At 70.6% G+C, this 15,422-nt stretch carries 17 protein-coding genes; 6 read left to right on the top strand and 11 right to left on the bottom strand.

Annotation, left to right across the window (positions count from 1 at the left end):
• Positions 1-36 precede the first annotated feature (36 nt).
• Positions 37-516 carry a MarR family transcriptional regulator gene (locus tag I4Q55_RS33525; RefSeq protein WP_374194509.1) on the bottom strand — a complete coding sequence of 160 codons (480 nt, stop codon included), beginning with the start codon at positions 514-516 and terminating at the stop codon, positions 37-39.
• Between the two features lie 60 nt (positions 517-576).
• On the opposite strand from I4Q55_RS33525, the gene I4Q55_RS33530 reads away from it, so the two are divergent.
• Positions 577-1,788, top strand: coding sequence for a PP2C family protein-serine/threonine phosphatase (locus tag I4Q55_RS33530; protein WP_206793673.1), 1,212 nt, complete (start codon positions 577-579; stop codon positions 1,786-1,788).
• 111 nt (positions 1,789-1,899) lie between these two features.
• Here I4Q55_RS33530 and I4Q55_RS33535 read toward each other — a convergent pair whose 3' ends face one another.
• Positions 1,900-2,217, bottom strand: a complete 318-nt coding sequence (locus I4Q55_RS33535) for a hypothetical protein (RefSeq protein WP_206793675.1) — start codon at positions 2,215-2,217, stop codon at positions 1,900-1,902.
• Positions 2,214-2,651 (bottom strand): Hsp20/alpha crystallin family protein, encoded by a 438-nt coding sequence (locus tag I4Q55_RS33540; protein ID WP_206793677.1) that lies wholly within the window; start codon positions 2,649-2,651, stop codon positions 2,214-2,216. Before I4Q55_RS33540 ends, I4Q55_RS33535 begins: the two co-directional genes overlap by 4 nt.
• Positions 2,652-2,822: 171 nt before the next feature.
• Here I4Q55_RS33540 and I4Q55_RS33545 point away from each other — a divergent pair, with 171 nt between their 5' ends.
• Entirely contained in the window at positions 2,823-3,665 is an 843-nt protein-coding gene (locus tag I4Q55_RS33545) for an SDR family oxidoreductase (protein ID WP_206793679.1), read from the top strand.
• Between the two features lie 51 nt (positions 3,666-3,716).
• Here the strand turns inward: I4Q55_RS33545 and I4Q55_RS33550 are convergent, their stop codons facing one another.
• The 5 genes from I4Q55_RS33550 to I4Q55_RS33570 form a co-directional block, all read right to left on the bottom strand.
• Entirely contained in the window at positions 3,717-3,944 is a 228-nt protein-coding gene (locus tag I4Q55_RS33550) for a hypothetical protein (protein ID WP_206793681.1), read from the bottom strand.
• The gene (locus I4Q55_RS33555) at positions 3,932-4,204 is read right to left on the bottom strand and encodes a hypothetical protein (protein WP_206793683.1); all 273 of its coding nucleotides are present in this window, start codon (positions 4,202-4,204) and stop codon (positions 3,932-3,934) included. The genes I4Q55_RS33550 and I4Q55_RS33555 overlap by 13 nt, the downstream gene beginning before the upstream one ends.
• The gene (gene ctaD / locus I4Q55_RS33560) at positions 4,182-5,954 is read right to left on the bottom strand and encodes a cytochrome c oxidase subunit I (RefSeq protein WP_206793685.1); all 1,773 of its coding nucleotides are present in this window, start codon (positions 5,952-5,954) and stop codon (positions 4,182-4,184) included. The genes I4Q55_RS33555 and ctaD overlap by 23 nt, the downstream gene beginning before the upstream one ends.
• Before the next feature lie 85 nt (positions 5,955-6,039).
• Positions 6,040-7,191, bottom strand: coding sequence for a zinc-dependent alcohol dehydrogenase (locus tag I4Q55_RS33565; protein WP_307793378.1), 1,152 nt, complete (start codon positions 7,189-7,191; stop codon positions 6,040-6,042).
• 20 nt (positions 7,192-7,211) lie between these two features.
• Positions 7,212-7,646, bottom strand: coding sequence for a hypothetical protein (locus tag I4Q55_RS33570; protein ID WP_206793689.1), 435 nt, complete (start codon positions 7,644-7,646; stop codon positions 7,212-7,214).
• Between the two features lie 214 nt (positions 7,647-7,860).
• Between I4Q55_RS33570 and I4Q55_RS33575 the strand changes: the two genes are divergently transcribed.
• Positions 7,861-8,340 carry a DUF4383 domain-containing protein gene (locus I4Q55_RS33575; RefSeq protein WP_206793691.1) on the top strand — a complete coding sequence of 160 codons (480 nt, stop codon included), beginning with the start codon at positions 7,861-7,863 and terminating at the stop codon, positions 8,338-8,340.
• 158 nt (positions 8,341-8,498) lie between these two features.
• On the opposite strand, the gene glgX is transcribed toward I4Q55_RS33575, so the two are convergent.
• Both glgX and I4Q55_RS33585 read right to left on the bottom strand, forming a co-directional pair.
• A complete protein-coding gene (gene glgX, locus I4Q55_RS33580; protein ID WP_206793693.1) occupies positions 8,499-10,682 on the bottom strand; it encodes a glycogen debranching protein GlgX in 2,184 nt (727 codons plus the stop codon).
• Positions 10,683-10,821: 139 nt separating this feature from the next.
• Positions 10,822-11,688, bottom strand: a complete 867-nt coding sequence (locus I4Q55_RS33585; RefSeq protein ID WP_206793696.1) for a manganese catalase family protein — start codon at positions 11,686-11,688, stop codon at positions 10,822-10,824.
• Positions 11,689-11,861: 173 nt separating this feature from the next.
• On the opposite strand from I4Q55_RS33585, the gene I4Q55_RS33590 reads away from it, so the two are divergent.
• Positions 11,862-12,083: a hypothetical protein gene (locus I4Q55_RS33590; protein WP_208613331.1), complete on the top strand. Its 222-nt coding sequence runs from the start codon at positions 11,862-11,864 to the stop codon at positions 12,081-12,083.
• Positions 12,084-12,128: 45 nt separating this feature from the next.
• On the opposite strand, the gene I4Q55_RS33595 is transcribed toward I4Q55_RS33590, so the two are convergent.
• Positions 12,129-12,986 carry an SDR family oxidoreductase gene (locus tag I4Q55_RS33595; RefSeq protein ID WP_206793699.1) on the bottom strand — a complete coding sequence of 286 codons (858 nt, stop codon included), beginning with the start codon at positions 12,984-12,986 and terminating at the stop codon, positions 12,129-12,131.
• Between the two features lie 120 nt (positions 12,987-13,106).
• On the opposite strand from I4Q55_RS33595, the gene I4Q55_RS33600 reads away from it, so the two are divergent.
• Together I4Q55_RS33600 and I4Q55_RS33605 are read left to right on the top strand one after the other, a co-directional pair.
• A complete protein-coding gene (locus I4Q55_RS33600) occupies positions 13,107-13,508 on the top strand; it encodes a helix-turn-helix domain-containing protein (RefSeq protein ID WP_206793702.1) in 402 nt (133 codons plus the stop codon).
• A gap of 237 nt (positions 13,509-13,745) precedes the next feature.
• Positions 13,746-15,302 (top strand): alpha-L-arabinofuranosidase B, encoded by a 1,557-nt coding sequence (locus I4Q55_RS33605; protein WP_206793704.1) that lies wholly within the window; start codon positions 13,746-13,748, stop codon positions 15,300-15,302.
• Positions 15,303-15,422 lie beyond the last annotated feature (120 nt).

A 15,422-nucleotide genomic window follows, 5' to 3' on the forward strand; every position in this document is an offset into this window, starting at 1 on the left:
CGCCGGGTTGACTGTTGCCATATAACAACAGTTGTATCAGGGATGCAACCGTGGGGGGTCGCCGGCCGCCTCGGCGAGGGCCTGGTACTCCCGCAGCCCGGCCGCCAGCGCGAGCCGGCCCGCCGGGCTCATCTTCGCCAGCAGCGCCTCGACGCGATCCCGGCGCCGCGCCCGCAGTTCCCGCAGGTACGCGCGGCCGCGGTCGGACAGGCGCAGCGTCAGCTCGCGCCGGCTGCGCGCGCTGGGCAGGCGTTCCAGGAACCCGACCGCCTCCAGCCGGTCGCAGAGCCTGCTGACCAGTGGCGGGGTCGAGTCCAGCTGCTCGGCGAGCTGCCGCAGGTTGACGCCGTCGTGGCGGTCGAGCGCGACGACCGCGCGCAGCTGCGAAACCGACAGCGGCCGCGGCGACACGTCCCGCTCGCCTTCGACGACCGACGCCAGGAGCCGGGCCAGCTCCGGCACCGCGGCCGTCCCGTCCGGGGCCGGCTGCTCGCGGGATCGATCCACGGCGTCCACTCTGGCATCCCTATGCTGAACCGGCAGCACAGCTCGCACGACTCGCCGTGGAGGCAGGCGTTGGACAGATCCCTGGCGGTGGAGCGTCTCCTCCGTGACGTACCACCGCACGACCTGCCCGGCGCCCTGCGCTCGGGGCTCGGCGAGCACTTCGGCGCCGAGGCGGTCGAGCTGCTGATGGCCGACTACGCCCTGACGGAGCTGTGCCAGGTCGGCGAGCAGCCTTACACGACGGAGCCGATCCCGGTCGACGGCACGACCCCGGGCGCGGCGTTCCTGGCTCAGGCGGCGACGTTTTCCCGCGACGGCGACCGCGTCACCGGCTACCTGCCGGTCAGCGTCCGCGGCGACCGCCTCGGCGTCCTGGCCGTCACCCTGCCCGCCGAACCCGACCCGCCGGTGTGGGCCGAGCTCCAGCGGTTCGCCGAAGCGGTGGCGCACGAGCTGTTCGTCGCCGACCGGGACACCGATCTGTACATCCAGGCGCGGCGTTCGTCGCGGCTGACGCTGGCCGCGGAGATGCAGTGGCAGCTGCTGCCCGGGCGCGCCTGCACCCGCGCCGAGTTCGCGCTCGGCGGGCAGCTCGAACCCGCCTACGCCATCTACGGCGACTGCTTCGACTGGTCGGCGTCCGCGCGGAAGCTCGCCGTCACGCTGATCAACGGCATGGGGGAGGGCAGCGAGGCGGCCCTGCTGACGAACCTGGCGGTGAACGCGCTGCGCAACGCCCGGCGCGCCGGGATCCCGCTCGACGCCCAGGCGGAGCTCGCCGACCAGGCGCTCTACGCGCACTACCGCGGCGCCGAGCACGTGGCCGCGCTGCTGCTGGAGTTCGACCTCGGCACCGGCGCGGTGACCGTGGTCGACGCCGGCTCGCCCCGGCTGTGGCGGCTGCGCGACGGGAAGGCCGAGCGGATCGTCTTCGACGAGCAGCTCCCGCTCGGCACGTTCGACGGCACGATCTACACGCTCGAGGGCTTCCAGGCGGCCGACGGCGACCGGTTCGTGTTCGTCAGCGACGGCGTGTACAACGCGCTCGGCCCGCACGGCGAGTTGTACGGCGACCGCGAACTCGCCGAAGCGGTGACGGCGACGGCCGAGCTGCCGGCGGCGCACGTCCCGGGCGCGGTGCTGCGGGAGCTGTCGACGCGCCGCCACGGCGGCCAGGCCGAGGACGACGCGATGGTCGTGTGCCTGGACTGGTTCGGCCCGGCGCCGGTGTCCGGGAACGATCCTGCGGTGACCGTGCGGCGGGCCGACGGGGAGCGGTAGCCGGGTTGCCGTCGGGGCCGGGCCGGCTGGGACGAGCAGACCCCCCGCCGCGGGGGCGCCCCCCGTTTTCCACACTACCGGTGACCACCGACAGTTTCGGCTCGAGGAGCGTCAGGCGGCCACCGAAGGATTCCGCTCGCCGACCGCCGCCGGCTTGCGCTCGCGGGGTGCCGATCGGGCCGCGTCGAGGACCGCGGTGAGTACGTCGTCCGCGTCGATGTCCGGCTTCCACAGCTCGCTGCCGACTACGTGGGCCAGCTTGCGTCGCCGGTGCTGGGGGGTGTCGGTCAGTGCCACGTCGGTCGGGCGGCCCTTCTTGACCGCGTGGACCGCCCGGGTCACCAGGATCGCTTCCTGACGGCTGGTGCCCAGTTCCGCCGCCGCGGCGAAGATGCGCTCCGCCGCGGCGCGGGCCTGGTCGTTCGTCACGCCTGGATTTCCTTGCGGTCGGACTGCGCGCCGCTGATCTCGATGCGCCGCGGCTTGGCCTTCTCGGCGACCGGGATGCGCAGCGTCAGCACGCCCGCCTCGTAGTCCGCCGCGATGCGGTCGGTGTCCAGGCTCTCGCCGAGGAACAGCTGGCGCGAGAACACACCCAGCGGCCGCTCGGAGACCTGCATCTCGACGTTGTCCCCGCCGGGGAGCGGACGGCGCTCGGCCTTGACCGTCAGCACGTTGCGCTCGATGTCGAGCTCGATGGCGTCGGGCGCGACGCCGGGCAGGTCGAAGCAGACCACGAACTCGTCGCCGGCGCGGTAGGCGTCCATCGGCATCGCGGCCGGCTTCGACCAGGTTCCGGCGGTGCCGAGGACCTGCTGGGTGAGGCGGTCCAGCTCACGGAACGGGTCGGTGCGCATCAACATCGGTGTCCCTCCTTCTGGGCTTCGACGGTTCGTGTCAACACGCACTACCTTTCTAGCATGTCATCCAAACGATGACAAGTAGGAAGTCGTCCACAAGATGACAAAGTGTGAGCCGTGGTTCGCCGGGAACACGAACGGCGAGAGCGAAACCCCGTCTTCGGAGGAGCAACCGTGTCCGAGCAGCCCGCCCAGCAGCAGACCCCACCCGGGACGACCGCCGCGATGACGCCGCGGCCCGACCACGGCGAGCAGACCTACCGCGGCTCCGGCAAGCTGACCGGCAAGGCGGCGCTCATCACCGGGGCGGACAGCGGGATCGGTCGCGCGGTGGCGATCGCGTACGCGCGCGAAGGCGCCGACGTGCTGATCTCCTACCTCGACGAACACGAGGACGCCGAAGAAACCCGGCGCTGGGTCGAGGAAGCCGGGCGCAAGGCCGTCGTCGTGCCCGGGGACGTCGCCGATCCGGCGCACTGCCGGGCCCTGGTCGCCCGGACGGTCGAGGAGTTCGGCCGGATCGACGTCCTGGTCAACAACGCCGCCTTCCAGATGAGCCACGAAACCCTGGAAGAGATCCCGGACGAGGAGTGGGACCGCACCCTCGCCATCAACCTGAGCGCCTTCTTCCACCTCGCCAAGGCCGCGGTGCCGCACCTGAAGCCGGGCGCGGCGATCATCGGCAGCTCGTCGGTGAACTCCGACAACCCGACCCCGCAGCTGCTGCCCTACGACGTGACGAAGGCGGGCATCGCCAACATGTGTGCGGCGCTGGCGCAACTGCTGGGGCCGAAGGGGATCCGGGTCAACAGCGTCGCGCCGGGGCCGATCTGGACGCCGCTGATCCCGTCCACCATGCTGGAGGAGGCGGTGAAGTCCTTCGGCGAGCAGGTGCCGCTGGGCCGCGCCGGTCAGCCGGCCGAGCTGGCGCCGGTGTACGTGCTGCTGGCTTCCGACGACGGCAGCTACGTCTCGGGCGCCCGTGTCGCGGTGACGGGCGGCGCGCCGATCCTCTGACGCGCTCGGGGAAGCCGCCGGGACCACGGGGTTCCGGCGGCTTTCCGGTACTCAGCCCCCGCGCTGGACGATCGCTGTCGTGAGGGTCGCGGCGATCAGGTCCAGGCCGCGGTCGTCCAGCTGCGTGCGCAGGTCGCCGCGGGTGATGATCTCGCTCGCGCCCGCGGTGCGGTTCGCGGACGGCTCGACCACCGGCCGCCCGCCGGTGAGCACCAGCACCGGGTCCGGCAGGTCGGACTCGAGCAGCCCGCGCAGGTCCTCGACGGTCACCTCGGCCATGGTTCTCCTCCTCCTCGGCGGGTCCTCGGCTCCAGGTGCGCGCAGACGGCGAGGTTGCCGGCGACGCACGCCGCGAACAGCCACGGCAGCGCCAGGAAGATCCCGGCGGCCAGCAGCGCCAGCGCGAGGGCGTCCAGACCCAGGCACCACACCAGCCGGCGCCGGCGGCCCGGCCGCAGGTCCCGCTCGATGCCGCGCAGGCGCCGCCGCTCCCAGGCTTCCAGTGGCCGGCCGGGGTCAGCGGCCGCGGGGGTCGTCACTTTCGCCCTGCTCGTCCGGCTGGGTGGCACCCGCGGCGACCTCGGACGGCGACGGCGCGTCGCCGGGGTGGCCGCGGGTGATGTGGCCTTCCGCGCGCATCCGCTCGACCATGTGCGGGTAGTGCAGCTCGAAGGCGGGCCGCTCGGAGCGGATCCGGGGCAGCTCCAGGAAGTTGTGCCGGGGCGGCGGGCTGGTGGTGGCCCATTCCAGCGAATTGCCGTAGCCCCAGGGGTCGTCGACGTCGACGGGCTCGCCGTAGCGGTAGCTCTTGAAGACGTTCCAGATGAACGGCAGCACCGACAGGCCCAGCACGAACGCGCCGATCGTGGACACCGTGTGCATGACCGTGAACCGGTCGCTCGAAAGGTAGTCGGCGTACCGGCGCGGCATGCCCGCGTCGCCGAGCCAGTGCTGGACGAGGAACGTGATGTGGAACCCGAAGAACGTCGTCCAGAAGTGCCACTTCGCCAGTCCCTCGTCGAGCATCCGGCCGGTGATCTTGGGGAACCAGAAGTAGATGCCGGCGAACGTCGCGAACACGATCGTGCCGAAGAGCACGTAGTGGAAGTGGGCGACGACGAAGTAGCTGTCGTGGATGTGGAAGTCCAGCGGCGGCGACGCGAGGATGATCCCGGTCAGCCCGCCGAGCAGGAACGTGACGAGGAAGCCGACCGACCACAGCATCGGCGACTCGAACGTCAGCTGTCCCTTCCACATCGTGCCGATCCAGTTGAAGAACTTGATCCCGGTCGGCACCGCGATGAAGAACGTCATGATCGAGAAGAACGGCAGCAGCACCGCGCCGGTGGCGAACATGTGGTGGGCCCACACCGCCACCGACAGCGCGGTGATGCCGATCGTCGCGAACACCATCGTCTTGTAGCCGAACAGCGGTTTCCGGCTGAACACCGGGATGATCTCGGTGACGATCCCGAAGTACGGCAGCGCGACCACGTAGACCTCGGGGTGGCCGAAGAACCAGAACAGGTGCTGCCAGAGGATGGCGCCGCCGTTTTCCGGGTCGAAGACGTGCGCGCCGATGTGCCGGTCGGCCAGCAGCCCGAACAGGGCGGCGGTGAGGATGGGGAAGGCGAGCAGGATCAGTACCGAGGTGAACAGGATGTTCCAGGTGAAGATCGGCATCCGCCACATGAGCATCCCGGGACAGCGCAGGCACACCACGGTCGTGATCATGTTGACCGCGCCGAGGATCGTGCCGAGACCGGTGACGATCAGCCCGGTGATCCACAGGTCGCCGCCGATGCCGGGGGAGTGGATGGCGTTGGACAGCGGGGTGTAGGCGGTCCAGCCGAAGTCCGGGGGGCCGCCGGGGGTGATGTAGCCCGACAGCACGATCAGCCCGCCGAAGAGGTAGAGCCAGTAGGAGAACGCGTTGAGCCGGGGGAACGCCACGTCCGGCGAGCCGATCTGCAGCGGCAGGACGAAGTTGGCGAACCCGAACAGGTTCGGGGTGGCGTAGAGGAGCAGCATGATCGTGCCGTGCATGGTGAACAGCTGGTTGTACTGCTCCGGCGACAGGAACTGCAGGCCGGGCCGGGCCAGCTCGCCCCGCATCAGCAACGCGGTCAGGCCGCCGATCAGGAAGAACCCGAACGACGTCGTCAGGTAGAGCACGCCGATGGTCTTGTGGTCGGTGGTGCGGATCGTCTTGAGGATCGCCGCGCCACGCGGCCCCCGCCACACCGGCCGGTGGGGGATCGGGGCCGGGCGCGTCACCGTGTCGGTCATCGGACTCCCACCTGCCGCCGCCGGAAAAGAGCTGTTCCCGCGCGCGTACCCGCTGCCGGGCGCGGCTACACGCGCGGGACGTGAATCATTCGCCCGGGTGCAGGACCGCGCGCAGGCAGTCGTCCTTCTTGTGCTTGAACAGGTCGTAGGCCCGCGGCCCCTCGGCCAGCGGCATGCGGTGGGTGGTCAGGTGGCCGGTCGGCAGCTCGCCGCGGGCCATCCGGTCGAGCAGCATCGGTACGTACCGCTGGCCGTGCTGCTGGGCGCCGCGCACGGTGAGGCCCTTGTTGATCACCGCGCCGAGCGGGAACTTGTCGACGACACCCGCGAAGACGCCGAGGACGAACACCGTGCCGCCCTTGCGGCAGGCGTAGATGGCTTCGCGGACGGCGTCCGGCCGGTCGGTCTCCAGCCGCAGCTGCTGCTTGACCTGGTCGTACGCGTGGTGAGCGCCGGCGCTGTGGGCTTCCATGCCGACGGCTTCGATGCAGACGTCCGGCCCGCGGCCGCCGGTGCGCTCGCGCAGCTCGGCGCCGACGTCGGTGGCGGAGTAGTCGATCGTCTCCGACCCGATGTGCTGCTCGGTCATCCGCAGCCGGTAGCCGTAGCGGTCGATGGAGAACACCTGCTCGGCGCCGAGCAGCATGGCCGCCTTCGCCGCCATCTGCCCGACCGCGCCGCACCCCCACACGGCGACGACGTCACCCGGCTGGACCCCGCCGAGGTCGGCGCCCATCCAGCCGGTCGGGGCGGAGTCCGAAGCGAACAACGCGCTGTCGTCGTCGAGGCCCTCGGGCACTCCGAAGGCGCCGTAGTCGGCGAACGGGACGCGCACGTACTCGGCGTGGCTGCCGCGGAAGCCGCCCATGGCGTGCGAGTAGCCGAAGATGCCGCCGGGTTCGTAGCCGAACAGCGCCGCGCCGATGCCCGGGTTGGTGTTGCTGTTGTCGCACAGCGACCACAGGTCGTGGGCGCAGTACCAGCAGCGGCCGCAGCCGATGAACGAGCAGACGACCACCCGGTCGCCCACCTTGTGCTCGCGGACCTGCGAGCCGACCTCGACGACCTCGCCGAGGAACTCGTGGCCGAGCACGTCGCCGGCCTGCATCGCCGGGATGTACCCGCCGATGAGGTGCAGGTCGGACCCGCAGGTCGTGGTCGCGGTGACCTTGAGGAGGATGTCCTGCTCGTTGCGGATCTCCGGGTCGGGGACGGTTTCCACGGAAAGCTTGTTCACGCCTTCCCAGCACAGTGCCTTCACAGCCGTCCCTCCCCGCCCGCGCGCCGCGTCGCCAGCCGGACGAGCATTCCGCCCGGCGTCGGCCGCCCGGTCGTCGGCGCGTCCGTGCGGATGACTTCGCCGGTCTCCAGCAGGGACTTGACGTCCCGGAGGGCGCTGCGGACGGGCTGCCGCGGGTCGCGGCCGGCCAGCCGCCCCACGACGCCGGACGCCGGCTGCCGTGGCCGGGCCGCCAGTTCGGTGCCGCGGCCGCCGGGGGCGGGCCGCACCCGCGTCTCGGCGTCTTCGGCGAGTTCCGCGAAGGCCTCCCGCAACCGCGGGTCGTTCTCGACCTCGTCCGGGGGCAGGTTGACGGTCACGCCGAGCCAGCGGTCCGGCGCCGGCGACTTCCGCCGCGCCGCGGCGGTGCCCGCCGCGATCCCCGCCACCGCGAGTGCAATCGGCCATTTCATGCCGGGGTCCTCTCTTCGATGTCACGGTCCGGTCCGGGCTTCCCGGATCGCGGCCGGACACACCCGGGATCGCCGGTGGAGTACCTGCAACCGGAGTGAGACCCGATCCGGGGATTGACACCGGTTCCGCCGGGTATGCCGTCCGGCGTAGCGCCGTCCACCGGCCGGGCCACGTGGCTTCCGGCCGCGGCGCGATCGCCGAAAGGAAACCGCCATGTCCACCGCCACCCACACCCGCACCCGGACACCCGTGCAGGTCGCCGCCGCGGTCGTCGCGGTCGTGTTCCTGCTCGTCGGCGTGCTCGGCTTCGTCCCGGGCATCACGACGGACTACGACCAGCTGAGCTTCGCCGGCCACGACTCGATGGCCATGCTGCTCGGCGTGTTCATGGTCTCGGTGCTGCACAACATCGTCCACCTGCTGTTCGGCGTCGCGGGCCTCGCGTCGGCCCGCACTCCGCGCGGCGCCCGGCTGTTCCTCGTCGCCGGCGGGGCCGTGTACCTGGTGCTGTGGCTCTACGGGCTGCTGATCGACCACGGCAGCGACGCGAACTTCGTGCCCGTGAACACCGCGGACAACTGGCTGCACCTGGGCCTGGGCGTCGGCATGATCGCCCTCGGCCTGCTGACCGCCCGTGCGGGCCGCACCGCCGGTCCGGGGCCGCACGCCACCCGGGGCCCCGGCCTCGGCTGACGCCGGCCACCACGCGCGGCGTGGTCACCTGGGACGTCGGCGGCTGCTCCCCATGGCCCGCCGACGTCCCGTGCCGTGTCAGCGGGTTTCGATGATCCGCTTGAACTCGGTGGCTGGGTCGCCTGCCGCCGCGACCCGGCTACCCCGCACGGCCGGTGCTACCCGTCCTGTTCGCCGGTGCGCATCAGCACGGTCAGCGACCGGCCGCCGACCACCAGCGTTCCCTGGCCCGGCACCGTGCGTGGCGTCGCGAGCTGGTCACCCGCCACGCCGCCCACCAGGACCCCGCCCACCGACCGGTGGAACACCTCGCCCGTCGCGGTGTCCAGGACGATGGCCCATTCCTCGCCGTAGCCGCCGCCCGGGATCGTCATCTCCAGGTCGTCGTCGTGGGCGTTGAAGCACAGCAGGAACGAGTCGTCCACCACGCGCTCGCCGCGGGCGTCGAGGTCCGGGATCGCCGTTCCGTTCAGGAAGACGACGATGCTGCGGCCGAAGCCGGCTTCCCAGTCCTGGTCCGTCATCTCGTCGCCCGCCGGGGTGAACCAGGCGATGTCGCGCAGCTCGTCGCCGCGGCGGATGGGGCGGCCGGCGAAGAACCTGCGGCGGCGGAACACCGGGTGCTGGTGGCGCAGGTCCACCACCGCCGAGGTGAACTCGAACAGCTCGCGGTTGCGCTCCAGCAGCGACCAGTCCACCCAGGACAGCTCGTTGTCCTGGCAGTAGGCGTTGTTGTTGCCCCGCTGGGTGCGGCCGAGCTCGTCGCCGTGCAGCAGCATCGGCACGCCCTGGGACAGCAGCAGCGTCGCGATCATGTTCCGGCGCTGGCGGGCCCGGAGGTCGAGGACCTTCTCGTCCTCGGTCTCCCCCTCCGCGCCGCAGTTCCACGAGCGGTTGTCGTCGGCGCCGTCGCGGCCGTCCTCGCCGTTGGCCTCGTTGTGCTTTTCGTTGTACGACACCAGGTCGTTCAGCGTGAAGCCGTCGTGGGCGGTGACGAAGTTGATCGACGCGAACGGGCGGCGGCCGTCGCTCTGGTAGAGGTCCGACGAACCGGTGATCCGGGAGGCGAACTCGCCCAGCGTCGCCGGCTCGCCGCGCCAGAAGTCGCGGACGGTGTCGCGGTACGCGCCGTTCCACTCGGTCCACAGCGGCGGGAAGTTGCCGACCTGGTAGCCGCCCGGGCCGACGTCCCAGGGCTCGGCGATCAGCTTCACCTGGCTGACGATCGGGTCCTGCTGCACCAGGTCGAAGAACGTGGCCAGCCGGTCGACGTCGTAGAACTCGCGGGCGAGCGTGGCGGCGAGGTCGAACCGGAAGCCGTCGACGTGCATCTCCGTCACCCAGTACCGCAGCGAGTCCATGATCAGCTGCAGCGTGTGCGGCTGGCGCACGTTGAGCGAGTTGCCGGTGCCGGTGTAGTCCATGTAGTACTGCGGGTCGTCCTCGACCAGCCGGTAGTAGGCCTGGTTGTCGATGCCGCGCATGGACAGCGTCGGCCCGAGGTGGTTGCCCTCGGCGGTGTGGTTGTAGACGACGTCGAGGATGACCTCGATGCCCGCCTCGTGCAGCGTCCGCACCATCGCCTTGAACTCGTGCACCTCGCTGCCCGGTGTCGCGGGCAGGATCGAGGCCGCGTACTCGTTGTGCGGCGCGAAGTAGGCGATCGTGTTGTAGCCCCAGTAGTTGGCGAGGCCGCGCTCGGTGAGGGCGTGGTCGTGCAGGAACTGGTGGACCGGCATCAGCTCGACGGCGGTGACGCCGAGCGTCTTGAGGTACTCGATCATCACCGGGTGGGCCAGCCCGGAGTACGTCCCCCGCAGCTCCTCCGGGATGTCCGGGTGCAGCTTCGTCAGCCCGCGGACGTGGGCCTCGTAGACGACGGTCTCGTTGTACGGCACGTTCGGCGGCCGGTCGTTGGCCCAGTCGAAGTACGGGTTGACCACGACCGCGCGGACGGTGTGCGCCGCCGAGTCGTCGTCGTTGCGCTCATCGGGGTTGCCGAACCGGTAGCCGAACACGGATTCGTCCCAGTCCACCCGGCCGGTGACGGCCTTGGCGTACGGGTCGAGCAGGAGTTTCGCCGGGTTGCAGCGCAGCCCGCGGGCGGGGTCGTGCGGTCCGTGGACGCGGAAGCCGTACTCCTGGCCGGGGCCGACGCCGGTCAGGTAGCCGTGGTGGACGAAGCCGTCGACCTCCGGCAGCCGGATCCGGGTCTCGGTTCCGTCCGGGGCGAACAGGCACAGGTCGACGCGGTCGGCGACCTCGGAGAAGAGCGCGAAGTTGGTGCCGACACCGTCGTAATCGGCTCCGAGCGGGTAGGGGGAACCGGGCCAGGGCTGCACTGGGCCTCCAGAGATGCGAGTGATCTCCGGCCGGGATACCCAGCCGGGGGAGCACGGACACCGTGACGTCGCCCTCTCACCCGGACGCACCACCCGGCGCGGGATCGCTGCGTGTTCAACGGTCCCGCGCCGGCGCGTGTCACGTCAGCTTGTTCTTGACTTCCTTGGCCTTGCCCTTGGCGGTGCCCTTCGCGTCCTGCAGCGGCGCGTACGTGCCGTACAGGGCGGGGTCGGGCTTCGGCGCGGTGCCGGGACCGCCGAGGGGTTCGGGGTCCATCAGGTACTCGATGCCGGCGTCGGTGGTCCAGCTGGTCCCCTTGGCGCCGTCGGGGCCGTCGGAGAGATGCCAGATCGTCTTGTTGTGGTCCTGGTTCTCTTCGTCGAACAGGGCGCTGGGGGCGATGTCGCCTTCGAGGCCGTCGGCCTTGAGCTCTTCGATCGCGGCCAGCCACTGCTTCTGGTGGACGGTGTCGCGGGCGAGGTTGAACTGGAGCATCGCCTTGACACCCGGGTCGTCGGTCATGTTGTACAGCCGCGCGGTCTGCAGCCGGCCCTGGGCTTCGGCGGCGGCGTTGGCCTGGAAGTCGGCGAGCAGGTTGCCGGAGGCGACGATGTACTTGCCGTTCCAGGGGTAGCCGTTGCTGTCGGCCGGGAGCGCCCCGCCGCCGCCGACGATCGCCTGCTGGACGTCCATCCCGCCGATCGTCGCGGCCATCACCGGGTCCTTGACGGCTTCGGCCGTGACGGTCGCGGGTGCGCCTTCGAGCAGGCGGGCGACCATGGTGGCGAGCATTTCGACGTGGCCGATCTCTTCGGTCGCGGTGTCCATGATCAGGTCTTTGTACTTGCCTTCGATGCGGCAGTTCCAGCCCTGGAACAGGTACTGCATCGTCACGGTCATCTCGCCGAACGCGCCGCCGATGAGTTCCTGGAGCTTGCGGGCGTAGACGGCGTCCGGCTTTTCGGGCTTGGCTTCGAACTGCAGCAGCTTCGTGTGACGGAACACGAGAATTTCCCTCCGTCGTCCGGGGTGGCGGTCGGAGGGGGCTTTCCCGGTTAGCGGAGGGTTAACCACGGCGATTCCGCACGCGCGCCCGGGCCGGGACGGCGGAGGATCGACAACGCCACCGTCGCTGTGGTAGTTGAACGCGGAACGTTCGATGGCGAGTGGAGCGATACGTGAGCGATCACCGGGAGCGGGTCCCGACCTGCCGGCGGTACCAGTGCGACGAGCCGGCCCTCTGGCGGAGGATGTGCGCGGCGCACTGGGCTCGCTGGCAGAACGGGACCGACCCGCTCGACCAGCCGGGCGACGACGGCGAATCCCCGGGTCCCCGGGTGTGGCAGCCCCCGTTGCGGGAGAACAGCGTTTCGCAGCGGAAGCCCGGCCGTCCGCTGTGACAACGGCGGGGAGCCCCACCCGGGGACTCCCCGCCGCGTGGTGGTTCAGCGCGTGCCGGCGACCTCGGCCACGGTCACGCCGATCGGCGTGCTCGGCCGGCCGATGAGGGCGCGGAGGTCGCCCGTGGTCTCGGCGAGCAGGCCGTCCTTGATGCCGGCGTCGATCCCCACGAGCATGCCGACGACCGGCTCCGGCAGGCCTGCCTGCGCGAGCACCTTGGCGTGCTCGTCGGCCGGCAGGTCGGCGTAGGTGATCTCGCGGCCGGTGGCCTTGCCGATCTCGGCGGCGAGTTCCGCGTTCGACCACGCGACGTCCCCGGCGAGCTCGTAGACCTTGCCTTCGTGGCCCTCGCCGGTCAGCACGGCGACCGCGGCCGCGGCGTAGTCGGCGCGGGTGGCGCTGGCGACCCGGCCGTCACCGGCGCTGCCGGCGAAGCTGCCGGTGGCGACGGCCTGCTTGATCGTCTCGAGGTAGTTCTCGTTGTACCAGTTGTTGCGCAGGATCGTGGCGGTCAGGCCGGACGCCTGGATCAGCTCCTCGGTCGCCTTGTGCTCGGGGGCCAGCACGAGCGCCGACGTCGTAGCCCGCGGGGCGCTCGTGTAGACGAGGTGGCCGGCACCGGCCTGCTTGGCCGCGTCGACGACCGCCTGGTGCTGGGCGACGCGCTGGCCGACCGCACTGCTGGAGACCAGCAGCACCTTGTCGGCGCCCTTGAACGCGGTGACCAGGCTTTCGGGATCGGCGTAGTCCGCGCGGCGGACCTCGACCCCGCGTTCGGCCAGGCCGGCCGCCTTCTCCGGGGTGCGCACCGCGGCGACGACCTGGTCGGCGGGCAGCTTCTCGAGCAGGCCTTCGACGACGAGCTTGCCGAGGTGGCCGGTGGCGCCGGTGACGACGATCATGAGAACTCCTTGAAGGTTCAAGTACCTAGTCCTTGGAGGATGTACTAACTTTTAGAAAGTACCAACTCATTGTTAGTGCCGTCACATCCATTGTGCAAACTCTCAGGTAGTATCGATGGGGTGGATGGACAAGCTGACGCCGAGCACGAGGCCCTGGTCGCCGACGTGTTCAGTGCCGCGTGCGCGTCCCGTTCCGTGCTGGAGCACGTGACCGGCCGCTGGGGTGTGCTGGCGCTCGTCGCGCTCAACGACGGCGTGTTCCGGTTCAACGCCCTGCGCCGCCGGGTGCAGGGCGTCAGCGAAAAGATGCTCGCCCAGACGCTGCAGGCGCTCGAGCGCGACGGCTTCGTGCACCGCGAAGCGCGGCCGACGATCCCGCCGCACGTGGAATACAGCCTCACGCCCGCCGGGGAGCTGGTGGCGCAGCGGTTGCTGGGGTTGATCGAGGTGCTCGAAGCTGCCGTGCCCGACGTGTTGGCGGCCCAGGCGCGCTACGACGCCGCCAAAGCCGCGGGCGGGTGACAGCCGTTTCGCTGTCCGGCTGAAACCCTTGCGGCGCAAGGCGATCTCGAAAGCGTCGAAAAAATCGGACGCCGGAAGCGGCCGTTGCGCCGGGGTTTCCCGAGGGTTATGTTAGCGCTCACAATCACTCCGCTTGTGCCGTTCCGGTGGGTCGGTGATCGAGGAGGAGGGTGGCACCGTCGCCGGCCCGCGCCCCTGTCGATTCGACGATTTCCGTACCCCAGCGGGAGATCACCCATGGCACGACAGCCGAGAAACGCCCGCCCACGCACCCTCGCGGCAGCCCTGATCGCCGCCGGCACGCTCGTCACCGGCCTCGTCGCCGGCGGCGGGACGTCCCAGGCGGCCACCCAGGGGCCGTGCGACATCTACGCGGCCGGCGGCACGCCGTGCGTGGCCGCGCACTCCACGACCCGGGCCCTGTACGGCGCCTACACCGGTCCGCTGTACCAAGTCCGGCGCGCGTCCGACAACGCCACCCGCGACATCGCGCCCTTGGCCGCGGGCGGCGTGGCCGACGCCGCGGCGCAGGATGCGTTCTGCGCGGGCACCACCTGCCTCATCACGGTCATCTACGACCAGTCCGGCCGGAACAACCGCCTCACCCAGGCGCCGCCGGGCGGGTTCCCGGGGCCGGCCCCGGGCGGGTACGACAACCTCGCCAACGCGACCGCGGCCCCGATCACCGTCGGCGGCCGCAAGGCCTACGGCGTCTACGTCGCTCCCGGCACCGGTTATCGCAACAACAACGCCACCGGCACGGCGACGGGTGACCAGCCGCAAGGCATGTACGCCATCCTCGACGGCACGCACTACAACGACGGCTGCTGCTTCGACTACGGCAACGCCGAGCGCAACAGCCTGAACAACGGCAACGGCACCATGGAAGCCATCTACTTCGGCAACAACAAGGCCTGGGGCTACGGGGCGGGCAACGGCCCGTGGATCATGGCCGATCTCGAGAACGGCCTGTTCTCCGGCGTCAACCAGCGCTACAACGCCAATGACCCGAGCATCAGCCACCGCTTCCTGACCGCGATCGTCAAGGGTGGCCCGAACCGGTGGGCCATCCGCGGCGGCAACGCCCAGTCCGGTGGCGTGTCGACCTTCTACGACGGGGTGCGCCCGAACGTGGCGGGCTACCACCCGATGAAGAAGGAAGGGGCCATCATCCTGGGCATCGGCGGTGACAACAGCGTCAGCGGCCGCGGCACGTTCTACGAAGGCGTGATGACGTCCGGCTATCCGTCGGACGCCACGGAGAACGCCGTGCAGGCCAACATCACCGCGGCCGGCTACGCGACGAGTTCCGCGGGCACCGGCCTGGCTCCGGGCACGTCGGTCTCGCTGCGCGCCACCACCCCCGGCTACACCGACCGCTATCTCCACCACACGGGATCCACAGTGGACACAGCGGTCACCGGCAACGGCAGTTCGGCCACGGAGAAGGGCAACGCCTCCTGGACCGTCCGAACCGGACTCGGCAGCAGCTCGTGCGTGTCGTTCGAGTCGAAGAACGTCCCCGGCCAGTACCTGCGGCACCAGAACTACCGCATGTACCTGCAGGCCAACGACGGGAGCGCGCTGTTCGCCCAGGACGCGACGTTCTGCCCGGAGGCCGGCCGCAACGGCCAGGGCGCCTCGCTCAGATCGCTCAACTTCGCCGACCGGTACGTCCGCCACTACGACAACATCGTCTACATCGCCGCCAACGGCGGGTCGAACACGTTCGACAGCGCCAATGCCTACGGCGACGACGTGAGCTGGCTCGTCAGTTCACCCTGGGCTTCCTGATCCGCCACCGCTGTCCCGCGCTCCGTCCGGGGTGCGGGACAGCGCTCTCTCGAACGGTCTTGTCGGGACGGTGAGGGCTGGGTTACGCTCGGTCGTGAGTGCTCCGGCGGAACTGCCGCC

The sequence above is a fragment of the Amycolatopsis sp. MtRt-6 genome (assembly GCF_017308975.1).
In the GTDB taxonomy this organism is placed as follows: Bacteria; Actinomycetota; Actinomycetes; order Mycobacteriales; family Pseudonocardiaceae; genus Amycolatopsis.

Coding starts and splice junctions, on each gene's coding strand:
- I4Q55_RS33540 (WP_206793677.1), bottom strand. CDS start 2,651: ATGTTGATGCGCACCGACCCGTTCCGTGAGCTGGACCGCCTCACCCAG.
- I4Q55_RS33550 (WP_206793681.1), bottom strand. CDS start 3,944: ATGGCCGAGGTGACCGTCGAGGACCTGCGCGGGCTGCTCGAGTCCGAC.
- ctaD (WP_206793685.1), bottom strand. CDS start 5,954: ATGACCGACACGGTGACGCGCCCGGCCCCGATCCCCCACCGGCCGGTG.
- I4Q55_RS33570 (WP_206793689.1), bottom strand. CDS start 7,646: ATGAAATGGCCGATTGCACTCGCGGTGGCGGGGATCGCGGCGGGCACC.
- I4Q55_RS33575 (WP_206793691.1), top strand. CDS start 7,861: ATGTCCACCGCCACCCACACCCGCACCCGGACACCCGTGCAGGTCGCC.
- I4Q55_RS33595 (WP_206793699.1), bottom strand. CDS start 12,986: ATGATCGTCGTCACCGGCGCCACCGGCCACCTCGGCAAGCTCGTCGTC.
- I4Q55_RS33605 (WP_206793704.1), top strand. CDS start 13,746: ATGGCACGACAGCCGAGAAACGCCCGCCCACGCACCCTCGCGGCAGCC.